Source organism: Planktothrix rubescens CCAP 1459/22 (genome assembly GCA_904830895.1).
Classification (GTDB): Bacteria; Cyanobacteriota; Cyanobacteriia; order Cyanobacteriales; family Microcoleaceae; genus Planktothrix; species Planktothrix agardhii.
This window is the reverse complement of sequence record LR882958.1, coordinates 4,885,795-4,908,978: the sequence shown is the minus strand read 5'-3', so window position 1 is coordinate 4,908,978 and position 23,184 is coordinate 4,885,795. Positions and strand designations below refer to the sequence as shown.

Here is a 23,184-nt window from a genome sequence, read left to right as displayed (position 1 = left end):
AGTTAGGACTTATGGCAACTAAATTCCCAAAATTTAGCCAGGACTTGGCCCAAGACCCGACAACACGTCGGATTTGGTACGGGATTGCCACAGCCCATGATTTCGAGACCCATGATGGCATAACAGAGGAAAATCTTTACCAAAAGATTTTTGCTTCCCACTTCGGTCACCTCGCTATCATTTTCCTCTGGACTTCAGGCAACCTGTTCCACGTGGCTTGGCAAGGTAATTTTGAACAATGGGTTAAAGATCCTTTAAATGTTCGCCCCATTGCTCACGCCATTTGGGATCCCCAATTTGGCCAACCTGCGGTAGAAGCTTTCACCCAAGCGGGTGCTTCTAACCCAGTTAACATCGCCTATTCTGGGGTGTACCACTGGTGGTATACCATCGGAATGCGCTCAAATGCTGACCTGTATCAAGGGTCTATCTTCCTGTTGCTTTTGGCTGCTACCTTCCTGTTCGCAGGTTGGTTACACCTACAACCGAAGTATCGTCCCAGTCTGTCTTGGTTCAAGAATGCTGAATCTCGTTTGAACCACCACTTGGCAGGTCTGTTCGGGGTTAGTTCCCTGGCTTGGACTGGTCACTTGGTTCACGTTGCCATTCCTGAATCTCGCGGACAACACGTGGGTTGGGATAATTTCCTCAGCACTCTGCCCCACCCGGCAGGTCTGGCTCCCTTCTTCACGGGTAACTGGGGTGTGTACGCACAAAGCCCAGATACCGCCGGTCACATTTTCGGAACCTCTACGGGTTCTGGAACAGCTATTCTAACCTTCTTAGGTGGCTTCCATCCTCAAACCGAGTCTCTCTGGTTGACGGATATGGCTCACCACCATTTGGCGATCGCAGTGTTATTCATCATTGCAGGCCATATGTACCGGACAAACTTCGGAATTGGTCATAGCATCAAAGAAATGATGAATTCCAAAGATCCTTTGTTCGGGATCAAAAATGAAGGGCCGTTCAACCTGCCTCATCAGGGGTTGTACGACACCATGAATAACTCCCTGCACTTCCAGTTAGCATTTGCTCTGGCTGCGCTGGGTGTGATCACCTCCCTGGTAGCGCAACATATGTACGCGCTGCCTCCCTACGCCTTCATCGCTAAGGATTACACCACGATGGCGGCGCTGTATACCCACCACCAATATATTGCTGGGTTCTTAATGGTCGGGGCTTTCGCTCACGGGGCAATCTTCCTGGTGCGCGACTATGATTCCGAACAGAACAAAGGCAACGTCTTGGATCGGATGTTACAGCACAAAGAGGCCCTCATCTCTCACTTAAGCTGGGTGTCTCTGTTCCTCGGTTTCCACACCCTGGGCTTATATGTCCATAACGATGTTGTGGTTGCCTTTGGAACTCCTGAAAAGCAAATTCTGATTGAACCGGTTTTTGCTCAATTCGTTCAAGCGGCTTCGGGTAAAGTGCTGTACGGCATGGATGTTTTATTGTCCAACGCTGACAGCATCGCCACCACTGCTTGGCCTAACGCTGGTAACGTTTGGTTGCCCGGTTGGTTAGATGCTATCAACTCTGGTAGCAACTCCCTATTCCTGAGCATTGGCCCTGGAGACTTCTTAGTTCACCATGCCATCGCTCTAGGTCTGCACACCACCACCCTGATTTTGGTCAAAGGTGCGTTGGATGCCCGTGGCTCTAAGCTGATGCCCGACAAGAAAGACTTCGGTTATGCCTTCCCTTGTGATGGCCCTGGCCGTGGTGGTACTTGCGACATCTCCGCTTGGGACTCTTTCTACCTGTCGATGTTCTGGATGCTGAATACCATTGGTTGGACTACCTTCTACTGGCACTGGAAGCACCTGGGCGTTTGGCAAGGAAACGTTGCTCAGTTCAACGAATCCTCCACCTACCTGATGGGCTGGTTCCGTGACTATCTGTGGCTGAATTCGGCTCAGTTAATTAACGGTTACAACCCTTATGGAACCAATAACCTGTCGGTTTGGGCTTGGATGTTCCTATTCGGACACCTAGTTTGGGCGACTGGATTTATGTTCCTGATCTCTTGGCGGGGTTACTGGCAAGAGTTAATCGAAACGATTGTCTGGGCCCATGAGCGGACTCCTCTGGCGAACTTAGTTCGTTGGAAAGACAAACCCGTGGCTCTGTCTATCGTTCAAGCTCGTGTGGTTGGTTTAGCTCACTTCACCGTTGGCTATATCCTCACCTACGCAGCGTTCCTAATTGCCTCGACTGCGAGTAAGTTTGGTTAATGTAACTGTTAACTGCATCCTCGTTTGATTGGTAATTAAAAATATCCCCTGCCTGCGGGTGGGGGATTTTTATTGACTATTTTTTAATAAGTAAAATAATCCTAAATTTCATCTACTGAATCATACAAATCTGCCAACCGGTTCCGCCTTAGTCGAAACTTTGTGCCATGATTGTGTCCAGTTCTTGCATCAAAATCCACAAGTATAAATCCTTGCTTAATTCCTTCAAGGAACTTAACTAAACTAAATCCTTGAAGCATAAAAATTTTCGTATAGTGATAAAATTCATGCCCGTTTTCTTTCTTTACTTCTGCTTGTACATAAAAACAGTTAAGTAATTTTGTACCCGCCTTGTGGAATAGGTCATCAAATCCCCAATAGGGCTGAGGATTTAACTGATTAATTCCTACCCCATTTTCAACTCCTTGTAGCCATTGATCATGTTTTTCAGCTACAAATTGATAATCAAATGATATCAAAACTTTTTTGCTTGTTTCATCTACAATTACCTGAAAACCTCTATCGCTTCGATTTAAACCATGAATAGTTTGTCGAAAGCTCATTTCCGTTTCTGGATATTTCTTACCGGCTTGTTTGTGCCTCCACCCGTAGCAAGGTAGTAATAATGATGGTACCAGTTTTAATGCCGTTGGAGAGGGTTCAAAATGAAATAATGTCGTTAAAGAGGTCGTATTAATTCGTTGAGTTTTTAATTCCCATTCAGCCGCATTAGGTATGGGTAGGTTATTCTCAGTAATACCGAGTAAATCTTCGAGAGTATTACCAATTCCACCATCATTTCCTTTACGAGCATTTTGGATATATCCTAGCTCACGAATTCTTGCTAATTCCGCTTTTAGTTCATTTTTGGTGTATATTTTCATGAAAATGATAATTCCAATTGAGGTGTATCAGTTCTTAGCCTGTGTTCAGCTTTTTGACAGTATTCTGCCGATAGATCAATCCCAATAAAACTTCTTCCTAGCCTTTTTGCTGCTACTGCTGTCGTGCCACTACCCATAAAAGGATCAAGAATTATTTCGGCATTTGTTGACTCAATACATCGCCTGGCTAATGCTATGGGAAAAGGTGCGGGATGGGAGTTATTCATTTCCTGCGTGAACTCCCAAACATCACCATGAGCATTAGCTTTAGGTGTCAACTTAAATTTTGGCTTAGTGATTAAATAAATAACTTCGTAGGTGGGTAAGAAGTAACCCGGGTTGAAGTTAATTCCTCCTTTTCGTCGCCAGATGATAATTTGTCGCACTGGAAAACCCGAAACTATATCTTGTCTATCTTGAAGCAAACCGTCTTGAACCCGCCATTTATGGTTGTAAAATATTGCCCCATCATCTTTTAATAAACGCATCATTTGGGATAGACATTCTCTTTGCCATTCCACATATTTTTCGTGGGGCATATTGTCGTCATAGTCTGAATAACCATGCACAAGTTGAGCATTTTTCCACTTGCCACCTCTACCATCCTTCATCCCATTTCCGGTAGAATTTTTTAGGTTGTAGGGTGGGGAAGTTACAACTAAATCCAGACAATTATCTGGCATTCGACTCATTATGGATATACAATCTCCACAAATAAACTTATCTAATAATTCATTCTGATTCATTATTTATTCCTGATAATAACTTAAAGGTCTTTTATTTGAGTAAAAATAACTAGATATTGACCTGCATTTGCTTTAAAAACACAGCTTTTGCCTCCAGTCAAGAGCTACTCAAAAAAATTGATTATTTTCCAGTATCCATGATTTACGGTAAAATACTTATAGACCCAAAGGGTAATGGAAAATGAGTTCAGCTAATGATCAACTTTCCCTTAACTTTGAGCTAGTTTTAGCCTTGGTCAAACAACTGCAACACTATCATAACCCATAGTGAAGATAACCTCCATTTGCTCGGCTAACACTAACATAAATACGTCTTTAGTTAAAAATCCAGTTAAAGCTATAGATTTAATATAAAATGAGTGTCTCCACCTCGGTATTAACGGAATTGGTGCAGTTTTTGCCCAGTTTAAAGCCCCAAATTTATTTTAAATCCTCTTTAACTGCCCTATCTCATGCGATGGAGGATCAGGTTTTGGCTGGAACTGATCAACCTCTGGTTATTGCTACCTTTCAACAGGAAAGATTTTATCGTCAAGAAGCTCACCGTTACCGAAAAATTGCGGAACTCACGCCACAGGTTTATGTACTGGTGGCACTAGAAACTGAGTTTCAAAACTCCTCAGATACTAATGAAACCTTGGGGTTTGCCGCCCAAGATCAACTGAGTCAAGAATGGAATTTATTGGTTTTAGGACAATATTATTCAACCTGTTTAGTTTGTGTTGAACGAGAAGATTTAGTCCAGAATTCTGATTTACCCGAACAGTTATTAATAGATCAAGCTCGTCCCTTTGAAGGGATTTGGACATCCGATCGTCAAGTTTGTATTAAGGTTGCAGAATTGCTTTTAGAAAGGATTTTATATTACCGTCCCAAATTAGCTGAAAAAGTAGAACAAGCCTATAGTATTTATGGTATTCGTTCAGAAACTAAAAAAGGCAAAAAACCTTCAAATCGGACAAAACCAAATACTATCTCTACAGATTATTCTTCCCTCAATGATCCATTTGCTTATCGTTTAGTTACCTATTTACAAGCAGGACAACATGAACTTTTACGAGTCTATCGTTCCTTAGCAGCAAAAGAACGGAAGGAACGTTTAGTTAACTCGATTACGGCAACAATTCGCCAATCTCTAAACCCTCAAGAAGTGATCAAGGTGGCAACCCAGGAATTAGGGGAAGCAATGGGAGCTTGTCGTTGTTTAATTTATCGCTGCAAAGCAACGGATAATTCTGTTAAAATTTCTAATGAATATTTATGTAGTGATATCGTTTCTGTGATGGGAAAAACTTGGATTTTACGCGAAAATCCGCTATTCCAAGAAGTTGTTAAACGTCAAGAACCAATTTATATTAATCAAACGGATGAAATTGACATAGACTGGCTTAATAACAATAATAATAATTCAGTAAAATCCCAAGAATCCTTAAAAAAAATAACCCAAAAATGGGAAATTAAAGGTTGGTTAATGATTCCTATTTTATACCAAGGTCAACTCTTGGGAATGGTGGAATTACACCAATGTAATTGTAATCTTTCCCTGTGGAAAGAAGATGATTTATTAATGGTAGATGCGATCGCAACTCAACTAGGTGCTGCCATTATTCAAGCCGAAACCTATGCAAATTTAGAAGACTTAAACCAACAATTAGAAGCATTAGAACGCACCCGCAGTAATTTAATTGCCATTACCGGACATGAACTTAGAACGCCCTTATCCACAATTTTAATTTGTTTAGAAAGTTTGAATCAAGAGCCAGATATGCCCGTAGAAATGCGAAAAATCATGTTAGATACAGCCTTAACAGATGCAGAACGGTTAAGAAAATTAGTCCAAGATTTTTTAAAATTATCCCATTTAGAAAGTGGTCGAGTAGACTGGAATCCCGAATCTTTAAGATTAAAAGAATGTATTGATTTAGCCGTTAGTGGCATTCGTACCCATCAAAATCAAGTTCCAGGTATTGAAACACAAGTTCCCTCAAATTTGCCTTTAGTTCAAGCCGATGGCGAATGGTTAGTAGAATTGCTGTCTAAACTATTAGATAATGCCTGTAAATTTACGAGTGCTGATGGCAAAGTTACTGTTAACGCCAAATGCAATGGAGAACAAATGATAGAAGTAACGATCTCCGATACGGGACGGGGAATTGAACCCAATCGTTTAGGTGCGGTATTTGAGCGATTTTATCAAGAAGAAGGTTCCTTACGTCGAAGTGTGGGTGGAACGGGCTTAGGATTGGCGATCAGCAGACAAATTGTGAATGGTTGGGGCGGGGAAATTTGGGCAGATTCTCAGGGGAAAAATCAAGGGAGTCAGTTCCATTTTACGATTCCTTATGTTGAAAGTGATTCTTGACTTGTAGTAAGCCCTTTAGGGCTATCTAACTCTGAGTCCTAAATGACTCACTACGAGTTTTGTAGTAAGCCCTTTAGGGCTATCTAACTCTGAGTCCTGAAGGACTCACTACAATAGTGACCAGTGTGGTAAAACATGAGATCCTAGAAAGAGTCAACAATAGTAAATTGAGTTAGAATTTCATGGCAAATCAAGCAACAGTTGTGATTACGGGAGCGTCTTCGGGCGTTGGTTTGCAAGCCGCTAGAGCCTTGGCCGAAAAGGGTTGGTATGTGGTGATGGCCTGTCGGGATTTAGCCAAAACCGAACGGGCGGCCCAATCCGTGGGAATGTCCAAGGACAGCTATACCATTCTTCCCATAGATTTAGGATCTTTAGCCAGTGTAAAACAGTTTGTTGCTAATTTCCGGTCTTTGGGTCGCTCCCTGGATGCCTTGGTCTGTAATGCGGCGATTTATATGCCCTTAATTAAGGAGCCTTTATGGAGTCCAGAGGGCTATGAATTAACGATGGCGACCAACCATTTAAACCATTTTTACCTCTGCAATGTGATGTTAGAAGATATGAAAAGATCAACTTTTGCTGATCGCAGAATGGTGATTTTAGGAACAGTTACTCACAACCCCGACGAGTTAGGAGGTAAAATTCCCCCGCGTCCAGATTTAGGAAATCTCGAAGGTTTTGCGGAAGGTTTCAAAGATCCGATTACGATGATTAATGGCAAACAATTTGAACCTGTTAAAGCCTATAAAGATAGTAAGGTTTGTAATGTGTTAACGATGCGAGAATTACATCGCCGTTACCATGATTCCACGGGGATTACTTTTACTTCTCTTTATCCGGGTTGTGTGGCAACAACGGCTTTATTCCGCAACCATTATCCCCTATTTCAAAAGATTTTTCCCCTATTTCAAAAATATATTACCGGGGGATTTGTCACGGAGGAATTATCGGGCGATCGCGTCGCAATGGTGGTGGCTGATCCTGAATATAAACAGTCTGGAATGTATTGGAGTTGGGGAAATCGTCAGAAGAAAGATCGCCAGTCTTTTGTGCAGAAGGTTTCTCCTCAAGCCAGTGATGATGAAAAAGGCAAAAAAATGTGGGATTTAAGTGCTAGGTTGGTGGGATTAGCTTACTAATAAAACGCTTTTAATTGTTGGTAAATAGAACCCCTCCCCTTCCCCCCCTAGCCCACCGTGCACGGGGGGTTTGGGGGGCTGTTCCCTGCTATACAATTCATTTAGGATTGCTATAGATTATAATTATATTAATAAACAAGGAGGTTAAAATGTCAATCCAAGTTTTAAAAAGATGTTTTACCGTTGAAGACTATCAGAAAATGGGAGAAGTTGGGGTTTTTAAAGCCGATGAAAATAATGAATTAGTAGCAGGAGAAATTATTAAAATGTCACCAATTGGAAAACGTCATGCGGCTTGTGTTAATCGCTGTAACCATTTATTTTATCAAATATTGGGTGATCGAATTCTGATCAGTGTTCAAAACCCGATTCAATTAAATAATTTATCACAACCTCAACCCGATTTAGTTCTACTGCAACCTCGTCCAGATTTTTATGAAGAAAGACATCCACAACCCTCAGATATTATATTATTAATAGAAGTCTCAGATACAACAATTGATTTTGACCAACAGGTAAAAATTCCTCTCTATTGTCAGAGTGATATTCAGGAAGTTTGGTTAATTGACCTGAATCAAAATATTGTCCGCGTGTATCGCACTCCCACCGCCAACGGTTATCAATCTATTCAGTTTTTTACAGTAGAACAAACCTTAACTTTAGCTGCTTTTCCTGAATTTAATATTAACATTAATCAGATTTTTTGACAACTGCCTAAGCATTTAAAATCAATAAAAACAATAAAATCAAGGAACTGGAACAAAATCATAACCCAATCCCGAAGTATTTCCGGGTTCAATTGTAACTAATTGTAAGGGTTGATTGCGATCGCCCGATGGTAAAAATCTAATCACACCCGTTGCACCTTGGGGAGTAAAATCTGGGGCGGAAAGTGCTTGTTGAACCCCGGTTCGGGTAGGGTTTTTAGTAATAGCAGCAACCAAGGCTTTTGTAGCATCATAGGCGGTGGCGGTACGCCAGTTAACACTCGCTCCCCAGAGTTGATTTGCTGTTTGAGCAAAAGCCGAATTAGGATTAGCTAAAATATGCCAAGGAATTGCAATTACCATCCCCAACGCATCACTTCCAACCTTCAATGTTTCCGGTCGATATAAACTATCCCCGCCCAATAAAGGTAACTGTCTCCGATTAATTCTCACCACTTGTAACGCCTGTTCAATAGTAGAAGAATCGGGAGTTAATACAATTACTTCTGCTCCCTGTTGGCGGGCTTGTTCTAGGGATTGAAGCGGGTTAAAATCAGGTTTTGCAATATCAAAAATACTGACTATTTCGCCCCCATCTCCACTTAAAGCAGTGGTAAATTCTGTTTGTAGGGAATTACTATATTGATTAGCACTATTAAAAAATATTACCGCTTTTTTTAAGTTTAACTTATTTAGTAAATATCGAGATAAACTACTTCCAGCAAAGCGATCACTAGGAACAGTTCTAAAAATAAAGTCTCCCGCATTAGAAATATTTGTTGATGTACTTGTAGGAGAAATTAAGACTAATTTCCCTGCTTCATAAATCGGTGCTGCGGCTTCGGTGGTATTACTCCCAAAATGACCAACTACTCCTAAAACTTCTGAATTATTGACTAATTTTTGAGCAACTTCTTTAGCAACTTCAGGACTATTATCATCATTGACAATAATCACATTTAATGATTTTCCTGCAATTCCTCCCCCTTGATTGACTTCCATTTGAGCTTGAGCAACTCCCCTTAAAATCTCCTGGGCGGTATTAACAGAAGTTCCAATGGGAATTGAGACTGCTATAGTATAAAAGGGTTGATTATTTTGCAAAATCTGAGCATTATTTCTATAAACTAATGCTTCAGGATCATTTTTATTTTGTTGTAATGCGGCGTTAAATTGTTCAACAGCATTCTGATATTGACGAGACGCTAAAGCCGCAACTCCCGCCTGCTTGAGAGCTAAATTTCCTGAAGCAATTAAAACTTTTTCCCCTTGACTAATTCGAGTTTCGATAGACCCAACCGCAATATTAGGTGAGGACGTTGGGGGTAAAGTTCCAGAGGGGTTATTCGTATTCAATAGGGGTTTAGGAGGAAATACGAAAAATAAAAAATAACCCGCCCCTAATAAGCTCCCTGTAATTAGCAGGGCTAAAAATAAAATTAGAGATTCATTTTTTTGAGACATCGGATTATAAATTGATGCTTAGGTTCTATTTTAACATTTTTTTCTGGGATTAACCTCTAATCTAAGTTAACAGACAGAAACATACCCAGCTTAGAAAATTTAACGGATTCTAATAAATCCCAATTTTTCAATTAAATCTTGACCTTGAGAAGTCAATAAAAGTTGAGTGTATGCTTCCCCAGCTTGTTGTTCAGTTTGATTATTTTGCTTAACAATAATAAATAAACGTCTGGTGAGAGGATAGGCTCCATTTTTAAACACAATATGATCAATTTGATTCCGTTGTTGAGGACAATTTTCCGGGGGAATTAAGGGATTTTTATAGGGTTGAATTAAGGCATCAGAGGTTAAACCAATGGCGATAGGTTTAATCGTACATTGTTCGACCACTTCTGGGGCAGAAGCATAATAAATTCCCCCAGGGTTATTGGCGATCGCTCTTAGGGCTTCTGTGGTAGTAGGAATAAATTTTACCGTCTCTGCAAAACTCTCTCCTCCTAATACATTTGTAATAAAAAATTCTGTTGTTCCGGCTTCCTGAGTGCGAGAATAGGCAACAATGGGAATATTTTCCCCGCCGAGTTGACTCCAATTAGTGATTTTACCTGTATAAATTTGTTTTAATTCATTAACAGTTAATCCTTGAATATTTAAGTTAGGATTAACTGCAACTACAATCCCATCAATAGCAATAGGAAGTTCAATTAAATTTAATCCCCTTTGTCTGGCTTGTTGATAGTCTGATTCCTGTAAAGATCGGGAAGATTCAGCAAAGGTAATTTGATTATCAATTAACATTTTAATCCCACTTCCTGAACCTGGAGATTGACTAGGATTTTGAAAATATCGTAACTGAAATTGAGGAAAAACATTCTGAATTTCTGGGTTAATTCCTTGACGAATAGGTGCAAAAGTGGTACTCCCACCATAGGTAAAGACTCCATTCGGAACATTAGGAACTTCAGCAAAGGTTTTAAAATCTTTTGTGGAGGTTGGAGGTACAGAGTTAGGTGGAATTGGGGCGGGTTTAGGTGGAATTGAACTAGAGGGAGAGGGATTAGAATTTAAGAATGTTGACAAATTCATATTGCGAGTAAACCACCAAATTCCGCCACTAATTAATCCTCCGGTAATTAGTAAGGCTAGGATTAAAGTTGTAGTGTCATTTTTTTGAGCCATAACTCCTCTTGAGGGTTTTTCATGTTCAGGAAAATTTTAGCATTTTTGTAGGATTATAGGGTCGGGTTCTGCGATCAATTCTGTTTCCCTTAATTATTTGTTCCTTGTGATTATTTCGGGAGACTTAAAAATCCGGTTGCTTCAGGATTATTTTTTTGATAAAATCTTACTAAACTAATTAAAGGGTTAGCTTAATCAAAAAGGTTAATCGATGTACAACAGATGCCATTAACAGCATTACATACTCCATCAGGCAAACGGCTTCTTGCAACAGACTTTCAAGATTCTAGTCAAATCAGAAAAGAATTTAAAAGGGGTGAATTAGTTTGCCCTTTCTGTAAAACTGAGTTATTTGGCAGAGGCGGAATTTCCAAGTATTCCGCTTTACATTTTGTTCATGCCACGGAATGTTCTACAAAAATGGGGTATCACCCAGAAAGTGTTGAACACTTTGCGGGAAAATTAGCTTTAGCTGAATATTTAAAAGCCGAGCTATCTGAACAATCGGATGTAGAAGTTATTATCGAGTATCCTATCCCAGAAGCAGGAGAACATGGTAGAATCGCCGATGTAGCAGCCGTTTTTCCTAGCGGATGGGTATTGGTTTACGAGTGTCAGTTAGCAGCCATCACACCAGAATTATTAGAACAAAGGACAAAAGATTATGCAAGTGTCGGAGCCGATGTCCTCTGGTTTCTCGGAGGAAAAGCAAACAGTATTCCAAATATCACTTGGTGTGAAGAATACTTTGGAAACTGTTTCTTTATTAAACTCGAAAAAGACAGCCAGAATATTAATTTATGGTCGAGTGAATCCTCATAAAGTCATCTTAACTGGTCAAATTGAAAATCAATATTACTCACAGAGTTGTTCGGATATTTTTAAATTTCTCGACTACTCAAATAATGGAGTCAATGGTATAGGTCATCGTCTTCCATTGCTTAGAGTTGCTTTATTACGGACAATTACTTGCTGGGATAAAATTACAATTAAACAAATACACAGAGGTTTATGCCTAAATGAATCTGGCAAAAAAAGCATTGCTGGTTACTTAGGGCGATTTAATCAAGAAAAAATCATTCAAAAGAATAGAACAACAGAGCAATGGAGTCTGACAGAAAATGCAGAATTTATAAGTGAGTTATGGTTTTATAAAAATAGACCTTTGCAAGCTTTTCCACCGGAAGGTTATCAAGCTATGAAAGAACGAGCAAAGCGCATAGCTGCGGGGAAAAAAACATCCTAATTCGATTCTTTCCCTATTAATACGAATCCGCTCTTACGGGTAAATTTTTTATAAAAATCGTTTAAGTAGGAGATAAATTAAGCGGAATAAAGTAGTTACAGCTACGCTAAATACAGCCAGAATTAAAGGGACTGTGGTTAACATGATATAAAAGTTTAATTTTAATAAGATAAAATATAAAACTCCTATGGAAATTAAGGGGATAATGATAGAATCTAATCCGGCTTCGATCCAACGGTGATACAGGGCAAATATTAATCCCGTGACTCCGACTAAACCGATAATTAATAAAACAATAGGGTTGAAATTAAATACTTTAAATATAGCAAATCCCAAACTGGCGAAAACTCCAACTTCAAACCCAATAAAGGCGGCATTCGATAACAATTCTAAGGTAGAAAAAGAACGAGTTGTTGTTAAAGGTTGAACCGGAGTTACAGGAGGAGAAATAGCAGGAGAAATAGCAGGAGAAGGAATTGGAGGAGGTTGGGGAATTGGTATAATTTGGGGAGGGTTTAAGGCGGTTAAAACTTGAGTAGCCGAACCAAAGCGATCGCTCGGTGTCGATAATAACATTTTATCTAAAACATCAGCTAATTCATCGGAAACCCTAACAAATTGTTTCCAGTTCCATTGATTACTATAACTATCAAATAAATCTTGAGGATCTTTTGCTGTTAATAATACAATACAAGTCACCGCCAACGCATATAAATCCGTGGAAAGAAACACGGTATGACCTCGCATTTGTTCAGGAGGTGCAAACCCTAAAGAATAAATTCCGGTCGATGTTCCGGCGGGATTTTGGGTGACTTGTTTAACTGCCCCAAAATCTAATAAATGTAAAATTCCTTGGCGATCGCGCATAATATTAGAGGGTTTAATATCGCGGTGAATCACATCATGATCATGAACAAATTCTAAAATTTTTAGCACTTCTTGGAGAACTTCCCTAACTTCTGCTTCTGAAAATTCTCCTTTTGAATTTAGTTCAGCTTCTAAATTCTCTCCATTAATATACTCTTGAACAATATAAAAAAAACTTTCCGATTTTGAGGTTCGCCATGGGGGAGCTTCTAAAGGAAAATAGGCAAATAAATCAGGAATTTGGGGATGTTTATTGCCTAATTGTTCCAAAACATGAGCTTCTCTTTCAAATAAAATCTGGGCCGTTGCTAATTGTTGAGGGTTTAAATCCGATGAGGGTTTAAATTGTTTAACTACACAGGATTTAAGAGTCGGAGAACGCCGATCTTTAGCTAAATAGGCCGTACCAAATCCCCCTTGTCCTAATAATAGTTCGGGGAGATAACGACCATCTAAAATTAAAGGCATTCCGCAGGTAGTACAGAATTTTTGCTGTACGGTTTTGAGGGTCATTTGATCCTCTAAATCGGTAAAATTATTGCGATCAGCCCCCAAACAACCTGGACGAGTACAGTAAATTTTCATAGTGTTACTGCCAATAAAAAATTAAAATTTGAGTTTCATGGTCTTGAAAGTTTAGGATTAAGAAAATTCCCACGATATCAACTCATCACCTACTTGATCTTTGCGAGTTCAAGGTTCTAATTCTTGAGTTTCTTCAAAATCCGTAGGAGAAACAAACGTCTCAATGTTAATCAATTTTTTAGAAGAATTTGAGGAAAAATTATGGGTGTTTAATGTCCAATTTTGAGCCGTAAACAAGGGTAAGATATCTCGAATAAAAGCCTCAGATGCCTTGGACTGATAGCGATGGTGGTTAACAATGACTGAAAGCATTCGTTTAACCACAATATCTTCAATCACCATACGGTGTAAAACTTTCATTTCTAATTCTTTTTCAATGGCTGAAGTCGAAACAAAAGCAGCCCCTAATCCGGCTTGTACCGTATTTTTAATCGCTTCAATAGAATTTAACTCCATTTCAACTTTTAAACAGCGTGGATCAATCTCGGCTCTGGTTAAAACCTGATCAATGACTTTGCGAATAGTAGACTGAGAATCCAAGGCAATAAATTCCAGTTGATATAAGTCTTCTTTTTGAATTTTGTCTAATTTGGCAAAGGGATGGGAAGGTGGAATAATTAAGGCTAATTCATCTTCAATATAGGGTTGAATTGTCAAAGCATCTTGCAATTCCGGCGGCACTTCCCCCCCAACAATAGCTAAGTCAATTTGTCCATTTGCCACACTCCAAGCGGTGCGTCGAGTCGAATGAACGTGCAGTTGCACCGCGACATCGGGATATTTTTCTCGAAATAAACCAATCATTCGAGGGAGTAAATAGGTTCCGGTAGTTTGAGAAGCCCCGACAATTAAAGTTCCCCCTTGCAGATTTTGTAAATCCTCAATAGCGCGGCAGGTTTCCTGACATAAACTCAAGATTTTTTCGCCATAATTTAATAAAAGATGTCCAGCTTCTGTTAATTTAGCTCTGCGTCCTCCTCGATCAAATAAAGGAACATTTAACTGTCGTTCTAAATTTTGGACTTGTAAACTAATAGCGGGCTGGGAAACATATAAACTATCCGCCGCCCGCTTAAAACTTCCCTCAGCCGCGATCGCTTTGAGAATGCGTAATTGATCTAAAGTAAAAGGAACATCTGTCATTGTGAGAGTGGGTAAAGAATTGAACAAAAATAGAATCAAAAATCAGTCAGAAAGGGTAAAAAACAACCCAGTGAAATCAATCTGATAAAGGTAAAGCCGTATATTCAGTTGGGTATTGAACATCTATACTATGTTTGTTAAAATCGGGGCTGGCAAACTTGGGTAAAATTTCATTAGTAAATGCCTCGGCTGCCTTGGATCGATAGCGATTCGGATTATAAATCACTGATAATGTCCGTTTGACAATTACCTGATCAATTTTAACCCGTTTGATTACCCCCATTTGTAACTCTTTTTCAATGGCAGATATAGAAACAAACGCGACTCCCAACCCCGATTGAACTGCATTTTTTATCGCTTCAATCGAACTGAGTTCCATTTCTAATTGCAGATGGGTGGTATCAATACCACAACGGGTTAAAACTTGATCAATGACTTTCCGAATGGTTGATTGAGAATCCAAACTAATAAATTTTAAAGAGTATAAATTCTCTTTGAGAATGGTTTCTCGCTGGGCAAATTCATGGGACGTGGGAACAATTAACGCCAGTTCATCCTCCGCATAGGGAACAATTTCTAAAGCTGACATCAATTCAGGGGCAATTTCCCCCCCGATAATGGCTAAGTCAATTTGTCCATTCACCACACTCCAAGCGGTGCGCCGGGTCGAATGAACGTGCAACTGTACCGAAACATCGGGGTATTTTTCTCGAAATAACCCGATCATCCGTGGTAACATATACGTCCCGGTGGTTTGAGACGCCCCAATAATTAAAGTTCCTCCCCGCAAATTTTGTAAATCTTCAATGGCGCGGCAAGTTTCTTGGCACAGGGACAAAATTTTATCCCCATAATTCAGGAGCAAATGACCGGCTTCGGTTAGTTGGGCACGGCGTCCCCCTCGGTCAAATAGTGGCACATCCAACTGTCGTTCCAGGTTTTGTACCTGAAGACTAACGGCGGGTTGGGAGACATAAAGACTATCAGCAGCACGTTTGAAGCTACCTTCAGCCGCGATCGCTTTCAGGATGCGTAACTGATCTAAAGTAAATGGAACGTCAGACATATTCCTCAACCTCGGTAAAATAAGGAAGCGTGATGACTTTTAGGATGGGGGATCAAGTTCTTTCAGCATACTGCAACCATGAAGGGTAATTGAAATTAAGTTTATTATTAATGGAGAAAAGGTCAAAATGTCTGAGTATTGGCTAACATCTAGCCATTTTGTGATGTTGGGTTTAATTTTAGGGTTTGCGATCGCCCATAGTGGGTTAGCAGCCCTACGACCCTGGGGAGAATCAAAAATTGGGGCGAGGGCTTATCGAGTTTTATTTGCTTTGGTGAGTATCCCCTTCGCCACGGTTTTGATTATCTACTTTTTTAATCATCGTTACGATGGATTACAACTTTGGATGGTACAGGATCGGGTTATTGTTAAACCCATGGTTTGGATTTTATCAGCAATTTCATTTGTTTTTCTCTATCCAGCCACGTTTAATTTGTTAGAAATTGCGGCTATTCAAAAACCGGAAGTCCATCTCTATGAAACCGGAATTATCCGCATTACCAGACATCCGCAAATGGTGGGTCAAGTAATTTGGTGTGTGGGTCATAGCTTATGGTTGGGGACAAGTTTCACCCTGTTAACCTCCCTGGGGTTGATCTTGCATCACTTATTTGCCGTTTGGCATGGCGATCGCCGTTTGTTGGCCCGTTATGGCAAATCCTTTGAAACCGTGAGATCTCGCACCTCAGTAATTCCATTTTTAGCGATCGCCCAAGGTCGCCAAACCCTTGAATTAAAAGAGTTTTTCCGATGGTCTTATTTAGGAGTCAGTATTTTTATCCTGTTACTCTGGGAAATTCATCCCTTATTAATGCGTGCAACAGGTAACATAGACTGGTAGCATAATCTCAAGGATATAAAAACAGTGATTAATAAAATTTGAGAAATGATGCTATTGTCAGTCAATGAGCAGATGTTTACTCAAGAAGTTCTGAAATCTTCTTCTCCGGTTTTAGTACATTTTTGGGCGCCTTGGTGTGGACTGTGTAAGCTGATTACGCCTCAACTTTGTCAATTCCAGCAGGACTGGCGAGGCACAATTAAAGTGGTTGGTGTGAATGCAGATCAAAGTTTAAAGTTAGCGAATACCTATCGCCTCCAAACTTTACCAACATTAATTATTTTTGATCGAGGTCAAATTTTATATCGGCTCGAACATTTTCAAGGTCGAGAAGATTTACGACGTCGCCTTGATAGTTTTATGGTTAGTGATCTGAATTATCGAAAAATCCGTCAAGCTCAAGAAGTTTTACCCTTAGAAGTTTGACGGACTCCGAGATTAATTTTTTTCGATTCCCAAGCTAGAGCTTGGGAATGCTTTTTTTCAGGGTTAAAAGGTTATTCCTGTTTTTCTTGAAGTTTGCAAGTAGGGGATGGGGGTGTATTTTTGATTCAGTCTTCGACAACAATAGTAATTATTGGTGGAGTATCAATAATATTATTGTCTGGAGCTTTTTCCTGACTGAGTTGGCTTTTTATCTTAAGTTTCAAAGAGTCTGTAACCGGCAAAATATCAATTTCTTTGAGCAAATTGTCTAAAATTTCAGTTTTGCTCCGCTCTACATAAAAGGTGGCAAGAATGATCTCGATTCCATAGCCGGTTAAACCATCTCCAATCACACCAATTGAGCCAGACAAAGCGGTGGCGAGAGTAACTATCAGTCCTGTACCACCAAATGTGGTAAATGTAGCTGCCAGGAGGATGCCAGGCAAGCTGAGAGAGGCAAACTTTTTAGCGATTTCGTCAAGAGAAATTCCCATTGACACCAGTTGTTTAGAAATTTCCTCTGGAGAAAATCCTAGATCGCTTAGTTGTTTATTGATTTCGTCCATTGATTTGCAACCTTCCCGAATTTTAGTAAATTTTGTGGTTCGATCTTAACTGGATCACAGTATACCGGATTGGGTAATTGTAATCAAACGTTATACTTTTGCCGATCGGTTGAAAGATGATAATTTGTTAAGATTCCAAAGGTTAAGTGTTCAAGCGATCAGAAAACCCGTATTCTTCTAGTTGTCCATCCCGTCTGACATCAAAGGTTTCGGGGCTGTTGTCCACTTGGCTCCTTGTTGAAAATACTCCTTAACTAAAGAACGATAGGCACGGTATTCAAAAAAACGCGATCGCCATGCCATCGGAGCTTCAATAATTTCATCTCCCACCACCAGCAATATATCCCGGGGCATAGCTGCATACATCCCAGACGCTTCAAAATCTTGTGTCTTATAGGGTTGGGAAAAATCTATAATCAATATTTGCGGATCTGCTAGATTACTCGATTAAATCTTGAATGACAGACTCTAATCCAGATATCACAAGGGTTAAGGCATAATAGTCAATGTGTTCGGGAGTATCCTGCTGAGTATGATAATAGGGATAGCGAAAGGGGGCAGTATCTGTAACCATCAAAGCGGGATAGCCAGCTTGCCAAAATGACCAATGATCTGACCACCCTACCCCGGGAATAAAATTAGGTAAACTCACGCCTTGGGAGGGAAATTGAGCCGAATTGCGAAATTTTCCGATCGCTTGATGGATTAAGGATCGAGAGCTAATATTGCCAATAAAACTGATAAAATTGCCTTGGTTGGGATAAATTAATTTTAAAATATTTACCGGATATTGTTGACTATTCGAGGCTTGAGAGTAAAAGCCCATCGTTTCTAAACTGAGCATTGCTACAATATTTTCCTGGCGTTCTTTGCAGCGTTGGGCATAAACCCAACTTCCCATATTTTCTGACCAGAAAAAAGGAGGTTCTTCATTGACAAATTCCACAAACCTTAAAGTTCGTTTCGGTTTAAGGGTAGCAAATTTTTCGGCTAAAGCCAAGATAGCAACGGCTCCGGTTCCATTATCATTAGCTCCTGGAGAACCAACAACTGAATCATAATGAGCACCAACAATCACAATTTCATCGGGTTTTTCAGTCCCTCTAATTTCTATTTCTAAGTTGCGAAAAACCTTTCCATCAACGGAATACTCTTGAGTTTTTACGGCATAACCAGCCTGACTCAACCGTTCATTTAAAAAATTTTCTACTTGAATCAACTGATTATAAAAAATATAATTATGTTCACCAATATCATCGGCAATTATTTTAATATATCGGTTTAACTGCTGCGATACCTGTTCTTGAGAGGGGGTCAATGGGGGTAACTGTCCTGAATAACTTTTTCCCGGCATGGATATCATTAAAGAGCCGATCGCTATTAGAAAAAACATTAAACCTGCTAACAAAATCCCCAGGCGGATGAGAGCAGCTTTCGTGATCAATTGCACGTTTGTTAACCTCCAAATTCTCTTAATAAGTTATTAGTTATCGGTTATCAGTGTCAGAGTTGATCAGTTTTTATTGGTTAGGCGCAAACCCCACTTGTTTTCAATCTCCCATGTTATTGTTGTAAATTAGAATAACAGTGCGACTCAGTATACAGCATTTAGAGGATATTGCATTGGTGGAGACAGTAAATCAATCGATGGCCGTGAATGATCAAAATCTGATTGAAAAAGCACTTTTACTGAAAGTGAAACGACTCACTTCAGCCCGGGGACAACTGGTTCTCCCTTGTGCGCCAGCTTTGATCGATGAATATATGACTCAGTTTAACGCTCTGCTGGCGGCGTTGGGACAGAACTTTACCCCGGAGGAAATGAATGGGTTACGTCAACTTGTCGAACGCAAACTGCATGAAGGATATCAGGCTTCACCCCATGCCCGTTTAATCTTTAGATATGAACCTCCCGAACCCACTCAAGGCTTAACCAGTGGTTTAAAACTAACCGTAACCACCGAAGTCGCCTCTTTAGAAAACAAATATCAACGCTGGTTAACCACCCGCGAGGGGCCATTGTTCGGAGCCCATCCCGATACTAAATTAATGGCCGTGGTGTCCGAATTTCCTGACCCAGCCCGAACTCCGATTTTAGATGTGGGGGCGGGGGTGGGCCGTAATACCTTACCTTTAGCCCGCAAAGGACATCCGGTGGATGCGGTGGAACTCACCCCAGACTTTGCCCAAATTATCGCCAAGGAAGCCAAAGACGCCAGTTTACCAATTCGGGTAATCCAAAGTAATATTCTCAACCCGGCTTTAGTCCTTCCGGCTAATTATTATCGGTTAGGGTTAATTGCAGAAGTGATTTCCCATTTTCGCAACTTGGATGATGTCCAAACCCTGTTAAGCAAAGTCTGTGATGCGGTGGCGGCCGGGGGTTTAATTTTATTCAGTACGTTTATCACCGATGCCGATTTCGAGCCGGATGATAAAATTCGAGAAATGGGTCAAATTCAATGGTCTTATGTGATTACCCCAGGTGAGATGAATTCCTTGCTCCAGGGTTTACCGCTACAATTGATTTCCAATGAGTCGGTGTATGAGTATGAACGCGCTCACCTCCCCCCGGAATCCTGGCCGCCAACGGGTTGGTTTGAACATTGGTCACAGGGTCGAGATGTAGTTCCGATCCAAAAACCCCCGATGTCCTTGCGTTGGTTATTATGTCGGGTAAATAAATAAAGTTTGAGTTTGAGGGGAAGATCATGCTTCCTCATAATGACGAATTACGAATTAGAAATTACGAATTATCTTAATTATTCTGTAATTCGTAATTCGTAATTTTCTGTTTCTAAACATCTAAGTACCTAAACAAAATTAATTACACATCCTCCACTCTGTTCCCTTCCCCCCTAGCCCCCCGTGCACGGGTGGTTCGGGGGGGCTTTTCCGGTGTTCCCTCTCTCAACTAGGTAATTTATTTTGTGTAACTACTTATTATGATTAAGCGAAAAATCTCTAAAATTTGGATTTTGCCCGCGATCGCATCTGGGGCTTTGTTAGTGGGTGTGTTCTTTCCGATGGCGGTCTTTCAGGGATGGAAACAGTCCGTTGAACAAAGTTATTCGGTTGATCAACAAATCCCTGAGTCGAAAGTATTACGATTGGCTTTATCCCCAGTTTCTGAACGTCAAACGGAATTAGAAGCGATCGCCCAAGACCGAAATCCCTCTTTAGAAAGAAGTCGAGCACGATATTTATTAGCTAGTGATACTTTAGCTGAAAATCCCGAAACAGCGATTAAATTATTAAAAGGATTAGAGCAGGATTATCCCATATTAGGAGGTCATATTTTAGTCAAACGGGCGCGGGCTTATGAAAAAATTGGAGATGTGGAAAAAGCCGAAAAAACTTGGCAGGAATTGTTAACAAACTATGGTGATCAACCCGTTGTAGTCGAAGCATTATATACATTAGGAAAAACAAATCCTGAATATTGGGATCAGGCGATCGCCAAATTTCCCAGTCATCCCAGAACTATAGAAATTGCTGAAACTCGCCTAAAACAAAATCCAAATCAACCGGAATTATTATTCTTAATTGCAAACCATGGATTATCTTTAAAAGACTATGGAACCTATTTAGAACAATTAAAAGCCAAATTCGGAAATCAACTCACCCCAGAACAATGGGAAATTGTGGCATTTGGCTATTGGGAAAAACAGGATTATGGGAAGGCGGCTATTGCCTATTCTAAAGCTACCAAAACCCCTAAAAATCTTTACCGTCAGGCGAGAGGATTATGGTTAAATGATAAAATTCCTGAGTCTCGAATTGCCTATAAACAATTAATTAATACCTTTCCCCAGGAAATAGATCCTCAAGGAGAAGATGCAGGATTTGGTTTATTACGTTTATCACGGCTTTCCGATCAAAAAGATGCTTTAGTTTATTTAGATCAAGTGATTGCTAAATTTCCCCGCCATGCAGCCGAGGCTTTATTAGATAAATCTAAACTCTTAGATAAAATGGGATCGGAAAAATTATCCTCCCAAACTCGTCAACAATTACTCAGTAAATATAGTGATTCTGAAGCCGCTGCCCAATTGCGTTGGGAACTCGCCCAACAAGCCTTAAAAGCCGGGGATTTAAAATCAGCATCCGACTGGGCAAAACAAGTTTCAACGAAGAATCCTGACAGTGAATTTGCCCCAGAAGCGACATTTTGGGTAGGGAAATGGGCGGAAAAAAATGGCAATTCTCAAGAGGCAAAAAAAGCCTTTGAATATTTAATTGTTCGTTATCCTTCTTCCTATTATGCTTGGCGTTCGGCGGTGCATTTAGGATGGCCTGTGGGGGATTTTACCACCGTTAGACCCCTATCTCCCCATGTTGAACATCCTGATATTAGAGAAGTGCCTCCGGCTGGTTCTGAAACTTTACAAGAACTGTATGCGTTAGGACAAAATCAAGAGGCTTGGAAACTATGGCAAACGGAGTTTAAAAATATTAAACAGCCTTCGGTTGCCGAACAATATACCGATGGTTTAATGCGGATGGGAATTGGGGATAATTTAGAGGGGATTTGGATGTTATCAAGTTTAAATCGTCGAGATGATCCCCAAGAGCGATCGCAATATTTAGAAATTAAACAAAAACCTGCTTATTGGGAAGCATTATATCCATTTCCCTACTTAGAAACTATTGTTAATTGGTCAAAAGAACGGCAACTAAATCCGGTATTAGTAACAGCATTAATTCGTCAAGAATCGCGGTTTATGCCGGGGATTAAATCCGTTGTTGGAGCTACTGGATTAATGCAGGTGATGCCGGAAACGGGGGCGGATGTGGCTAAACAAATTAAATTGACGGATTATGCCTTGGATAATGTCAATGATAACATCAATTTAGGAACCTATTATCTGGATTTTACCCATCGAGAATATAACAATAATTCGATGTTAGCAGTAGCTAGTTATAATGCTGGGCCGGGGGCTGTTTCGGGTTGGTTACAGCGCTTTGGATTTCAAGACCCCGATGAATTTGTGGTTAAAATTCCCTATCCTGAAACTCAAGATTATGTGAAATCCGTATTTGAGAATTATTGGAATTATCTCAGAATTTATAACCCAGATGTTGCCCAATTAATGGAAGATCATGCCAAGAATTACAAAAATTAATTAGGGAATAGGGATCACGGATTTAAGAGGATTTCACGGATTTCACGGATTTTAATCTGTGTTAATCTGCGTAATCCGTTTAATCCGTGTTCAGATTTTAATCTGTGTTAATCTCCGTAATCCTCTTATTAAAAACCTAATTTGTTGAACAAACTAAACGAATAAATTGACAGGGATAACCGGAAATATTGCTGTTAAAAGTGCCAATTTCTTGAAATCCGGCTTTTTTATAAAATGCGATCGCCCGTTGATTTCCTGCCATTACAATTGTATAAATAGGAGAACCAATTAGTTTTAAAGCTAAGTCTAACAACCGTTTACCAATGCCTTGATTTTGATAATCTGGATCAACATATAATAAAGCAATACAGTGAGAATCTAGGGCAACAAAAGCGACAACTTTTTTGCCTTTACAGGCTACGAATTTATCGTAAGTATAGCAAATATGATGAACATTGGGATTTTGTTCCAGAGGTCTCATCGCCCTTAAATCACAAGACCCTTTAAATTCATCGGGTTGGGAGCGATCATGCACCTGACAAATAGCCGACCAATCTGTTTCTAAATAAGGACGGATAGTAATTATTTTCATTC

21 protein-coding genes are annotated in these 23,184 nt (G+C 40.0%); 10 read left to right on the top strand and 11 right to left on the bottom strand.

From position 1 onward, the window contains the following. Nucleotides 1–11 precede the first annotated feature (11 nt). Nucleotides 12–2,240 (top strand): photosystem I core protein PsaB, encoded by a 2,229-nt coding sequence (psaB, locus tag NMG86_RS22240; RefSeq protein ID WP_026787737.1) that lies wholly within the window; start codon nt 12–14, stop codon nt 2,238–2,240. Between the two features lie 101 nt (nt 2,241–2,341). On the opposite strand, the gene NMG86_RS22235 is transcribed toward psaB, so the two are convergent. Beyond that, nucleotides 2,342–3,124, bottom strand: a complete 783-nt coding sequence (locus NMG86_RS22235) for an MvaI/BcnI family restriction endonuclease (RefSeq protein WP_026796531.1) — start codon at nt 3,122–3,124, stop codon at nt 2,342–2,344. After that, nucleotides 3,121–3,870, bottom strand: a complete 750-nt coding sequence (locus tag NMG86_RS22230; protein WP_043939019.1) for a DNA-methyltransferase — start codon at nt 3,868–3,870, stop codon at nt 3,121–3,123. The genes NMG86_RS22235 and NMG86_RS22230 overlap by 4 nt, the downstream gene beginning before the upstream one ends. Nucleotides 3,871–4,225: 355 nt before the next feature. On the opposite strand from NMG86_RS22230, the gene NMG86_RS22225 reads away from it, so the two are divergent. From NMG86_RS22225 to NMG86_RS22215, 3 genes are all read left to right on the top strand, one after another. Continuing rightward, nucleotides 4,226–6,232: a DICT sensory domain-containing protein gene (locus NMG86_RS22225; RefSeq protein ID WP_026796529.1), complete on the top strand. Its 2,007-nt coding sequence runs from the start codon at nt 4,226–4,228 to the stop codon at nt 6,230–6,232. A gap of 182 nt (nt 6,233–6,414) precedes the next feature. Further along, complete coding sequence (locus NMG86_RS22220) at nt 6,415–7,374, top strand: protochlorophyllide reductase (protein WP_026787734.1); 960 nt, start codon at nt 6,415–6,417, stop codon at nt 7,372–7,374. Between the two features lie 149 nt (nt 7,375–7,523). Beyond that, nucleotides 7,524–8,081, top strand: coding sequence for a Uma2 family endonuclease (locus NMG86_RS22215; RefSeq protein ID WP_026796528.1), 558 nt, complete (start codon nt 7,524–7,526; stop codon nt 8,079–8,081). A 39-nt stretch (nt 8,082–8,120) separates the two neighbouring features. On the opposite strand, the gene NMG86_RS22210 is transcribed toward NMG86_RS22215, so the two are convergent. Together NMG86_RS22210 and NMG86_RS22205 are read right to left on the bottom strand one after the other, a co-directional pair. Then, the gene (locus tag NMG86_RS22210; protein ID WP_026796527.1) at nt 8,121–9,545 is read right to left on the bottom strand and encodes an ABC transporter substrate-binding protein; all 1,425 of its coding nucleotides are present in this window, start codon (nt 9,543–9,545) and stop codon (nt 8,121–8,123) included. 99 nt (nt 9,546–9,644) lie between these two features. Further along, on the bottom strand, nt 9,645–10,724 hold the full coding sequence (locus tag NMG86_RS22205) for a PstS family phosphate ABC transporter substrate-binding protein (protein WP_026796526.1): 1,080 nt from the start codon (nt 10,722–10,724) through the stop codon (nt 9,645–9,647). A gap of 222 nt (nt 10,725–10,946) precedes the next feature. On the opposite strand from NMG86_RS22205, the gene NMG86_RS22200 reads away from it, so the two are divergent. Continuing rightward, complete coding sequence (locus NMG86_RS22200; RefSeq protein WP_026787730.1) at nt 10,947–11,546, top strand: competence protein CoiA; 600 nt, start codon at nt 10,947–10,949, stop codon at nt 11,544–11,546. After that, nucleotides 11,533–11,970, top strand: a complete 438-nt coding sequence (locus NMG86_RS22195) for a hypothetical protein (protein ID WP_026787729.1) — start codon at nt 11,533–11,535, stop codon at nt 11,968–11,970. Before NMG86_RS22200 ends, NMG86_RS22195 begins: the two co-directional genes overlap by 14 nt. A 48-nt stretch (nt 11,971–12,018) precedes the next feature. Here the strand turns inward: NMG86_RS22195 and NMG86_RS22190 are convergent, their stop codons facing one another. The 3 genes from NMG86_RS22190 to NMG86_RS22180 all read right to left on the bottom strand — a co-directional run bounded on the left by NMG86_RS22190 (nt 12,019) and on the right by NMG86_RS22180 (nt 15,631). Beyond that, nucleotides 12,019–13,422 (bottom strand): serine/threonine-protein kinase, encoded by a 1,404-nt coding sequence (locus NMG86_RS22190; RefSeq protein ID WP_026796525.1) that lies wholly within the window; start codon nt 13,420–13,422, stop codon nt 12,019–12,021. 108 nt (nt 13,423–13,530) lie between these two features. Continuing rightward, nucleotides 13,531–14,565, bottom strand: coding sequence for a LysR family transcriptional regulator (locus NMG86_RS22185; RefSeq protein ID WP_043939023.1), 1,035 nt, complete (start codon nt 14,563–14,565; stop codon nt 13,531–13,533). Between the two features lie 76 nt (nt 14,566–14,641). Then, nucleotides 14,642–15,631: a LysR family transcriptional regulator gene (locus NMG86_RS22180; RefSeq protein ID WP_026787727.1), complete on the bottom strand. Its 990-nt coding sequence runs from the start codon at nt 15,629–15,631 to the stop codon at nt 14,642–14,644. Nucleotides 15,632–15,758: 127 nt separating this feature from the next. On the opposite strand from NMG86_RS22180, the gene NMG86_RS22175 reads away from it, so the two are divergent. Together NMG86_RS22175 and NMG86_RS22170 are read left to right on the top strand one after the other, a co-directional pair. Next, entirely contained in the window at nt 15,759–16,472 is a 714-nt protein-coding gene (locus NMG86_RS22175) for an NnrU family protein (protein WP_026787726.1), read from the top strand. Nucleotides 16,473–16,520: 48 nt separating this feature from the next. Next, on the top strand, nt 16,521–16,898 hold the full coding sequence (locus tag NMG86_RS22170; protein WP_026787725.1) for a thioredoxin family protein: 378 nt from the start codon (nt 16,521–16,523) through the stop codon (nt 16,896–16,898). A 125-nt stretch (nt 16,899–17,023) separates the two neighbouring features. Here the strand turns inward: NMG86_RS22170 and NMG86_RS22165 are convergent, their stop codons facing one another. The 3 genes from NMG86_RS22165 to NMG86_RS22155 all read right to left on the bottom strand — a co-directional run bounded on the left by NMG86_RS22165 (nt 17,024) and on the right by NMG86_RS22155 (nt 18,914). Beyond that, nucleotides 17,024–17,464: a hypothetical protein gene (locus NMG86_RS22165; RefSeq protein ID WP_042154337.1), complete on the bottom strand. Its 441-nt coding sequence runs from the start codon at nt 17,462–17,464 to the stop codon at nt 17,024–17,026. A 177-nt stretch (nt 17,465–17,641) separates the two neighbouring features. Then, nucleotides 17,642–17,884, bottom strand: coding sequence for a hypothetical protein (locus tag NMG86_RS22160; RefSeq protein WP_026795468.1), 243 nt, complete (start codon nt 17,882–17,884; stop codon nt 17,642–17,644). A 19-nt stretch (nt 17,885–17,903) separates the two neighbouring features. Continuing rightward, nucleotides 17,904–18,914 carry a M28 family peptidase gene (locus tag NMG86_RS22155; RefSeq protein ID WP_026796524.1) on the bottom strand — a complete coding sequence of 337 codons (1,011 nt, stop codon included), beginning with the start codon at nt 18,912–18,914 and terminating at the stop codon, nt 17,904–17,906. Between the two features lie 137 nt (nt 18,915–19,051). On the opposite strand from NMG86_RS22155, the gene NMG86_RS22150 reads away from it, so the two are divergent. After that, entirely contained in the window at nt 19,052–20,152 is a 1,101-nt protein-coding gene (locus tag NMG86_RS22150) for a class I SAM-dependent methyltransferase (RefSeq protein ID WP_237747558.1), read from the top strand. A gap of 257 nt (nt 20,153–20,409) precedes the next feature. Continuing rightward, the gene (locus NMG86_RS22145) at nt 20,410–22,590 is read left to right on the top strand and encodes a lytic transglycosylase domain-containing protein (RefSeq protein WP_026787721.1); all 2,181 of its coding nucleotides are present in this window, start codon (nt 20,410–20,412) and stop codon (nt 22,588–22,590) included. 136 nt (nt 22,591–22,726) lie between these two features. On the opposite strand, the gene NMG86_RS22140 is transcribed toward NMG86_RS22145, so the two are convergent. Beyond that, complete coding sequence (locus tag NMG86_RS22140) at nt 22,727–23,182, bottom strand: GNAT family N-acetyltransferase (protein WP_036843496.1); 456 nt, start codon at nt 23,180–23,182, stop codon at nt 22,727–22,729. Nucleotides 23,183–23,184 lie beyond the last annotated feature (2 nt).

Coding starts and splice junctions, on each gene's coding strand:
- NMG86_RS22205 (WP_026796526.1), bottom strand. CDS start 10,724: ATGGCTCAAAAAAATGACACTACAACTTTAATCCTAGCCTTACTAATT.
- NMG86_RS22145 (WP_026787721.1), top strand. CDS start 20,410: ATGATTAAGCGAAAAATCTCTAAAATTTGGATTTTGCCCGCGATCGCA.
- NMG86_RS22210 (WP_026796527.1), bottom strand. CDS start 9,545: ATGTCTCAAAAAAATGAATCTCTAATTTTATTTTTAGCCCTGCTAATT.
- NMG86_RS22235 (WP_026796531.1), bottom strand. CDS start 3,124: ATGAAAATATACACCAAAAATGAACTAAAAGCGGAATTAGCAAGAATT.
- NMG86_RS22180 (WP_026787727.1), bottom strand. CDS start 15,631: ATGTCTGACGTTCCATTTACTTTAGATCAGTTACGCATCCTGAAAGCG.
- psaB (WP_026787737.1), top strand. CDS start 12: ATGGCAACTAAATTCCCAAAATTTAGCCAGGACTTGGCCCAAGACCCG.
- NMG86_RS22140 (WP_036843496.1), bottom strand. CDS start 23,182: ATGAAAATAATTACTATCCGTCCTTATTTAGAAACAGATTGGTCGGCT.
- NMG86_RS22185 (WP_043939023.1), bottom strand. CDS start 14,565: ATGACAGATGTTCCTTTTACTTTAGATCAATTACGCATTCTCAAAGCG.
- NMG86_RS22175 (WP_026787726.1), top strand. CDS start 15,759: ATGTCTGAGTATTGGCTAACATCTAGCCATTTTGTGATGTTGGGTTTA.
- NMG86_RS22170 (WP_026787725.1), top strand. CDS start 16,521: ATGCTATTGTCAGTCAATGAGCAGATGTTTACTCAAGAAGTTCTGAAA.
- NMG86_RS22230 (WP_043939019.1), bottom strand. CDS start 3,870: ATGAATCAGAATGAATTATTAGATAAGTTTATTTGTGGAGATTGTATA.
- NMG86_RS22190 (WP_026796525.1), bottom strand. CDS start 13,422: ATGAAAATTTACTGTACTCGTCCAGGTTGTTTGGGGGCTGATCGCAAT.
- NMG86_RS22225 (WP_026796529.1), top strand. CDS start 4,226: ATGAGTGTCTCCACCTCGGTATTAACGGAATTGGTGCAGTTTTTGCCC.
- NMG86_RS22200 (WP_026787730.1), top strand. CDS start 10,947: ATGCCATTAACAGCATTACATACTCCATCAGGCAAACGGCTTCTTGCA.
- NMG86_RS22220 (WP_026787734.1), top strand. CDS start 6,415: ATGGCAAATCAAGCAACAGTTGTGATTACGGGAGCGTCTTCGGGCGTT.
- NMG86_RS22165 (WP_042154337.1), bottom strand. CDS start 17,464: ATGGACGAAATCAATAAACAACTAAGCGATCTAGGATTTTCTCCAGAG.
- NMG86_RS22215 (WP_026796528.1), top strand. CDS start 7,524: ATGTCAATCCAAGTTTTAAAAAGATGTTTTACCGTTGAAGACTATCAG.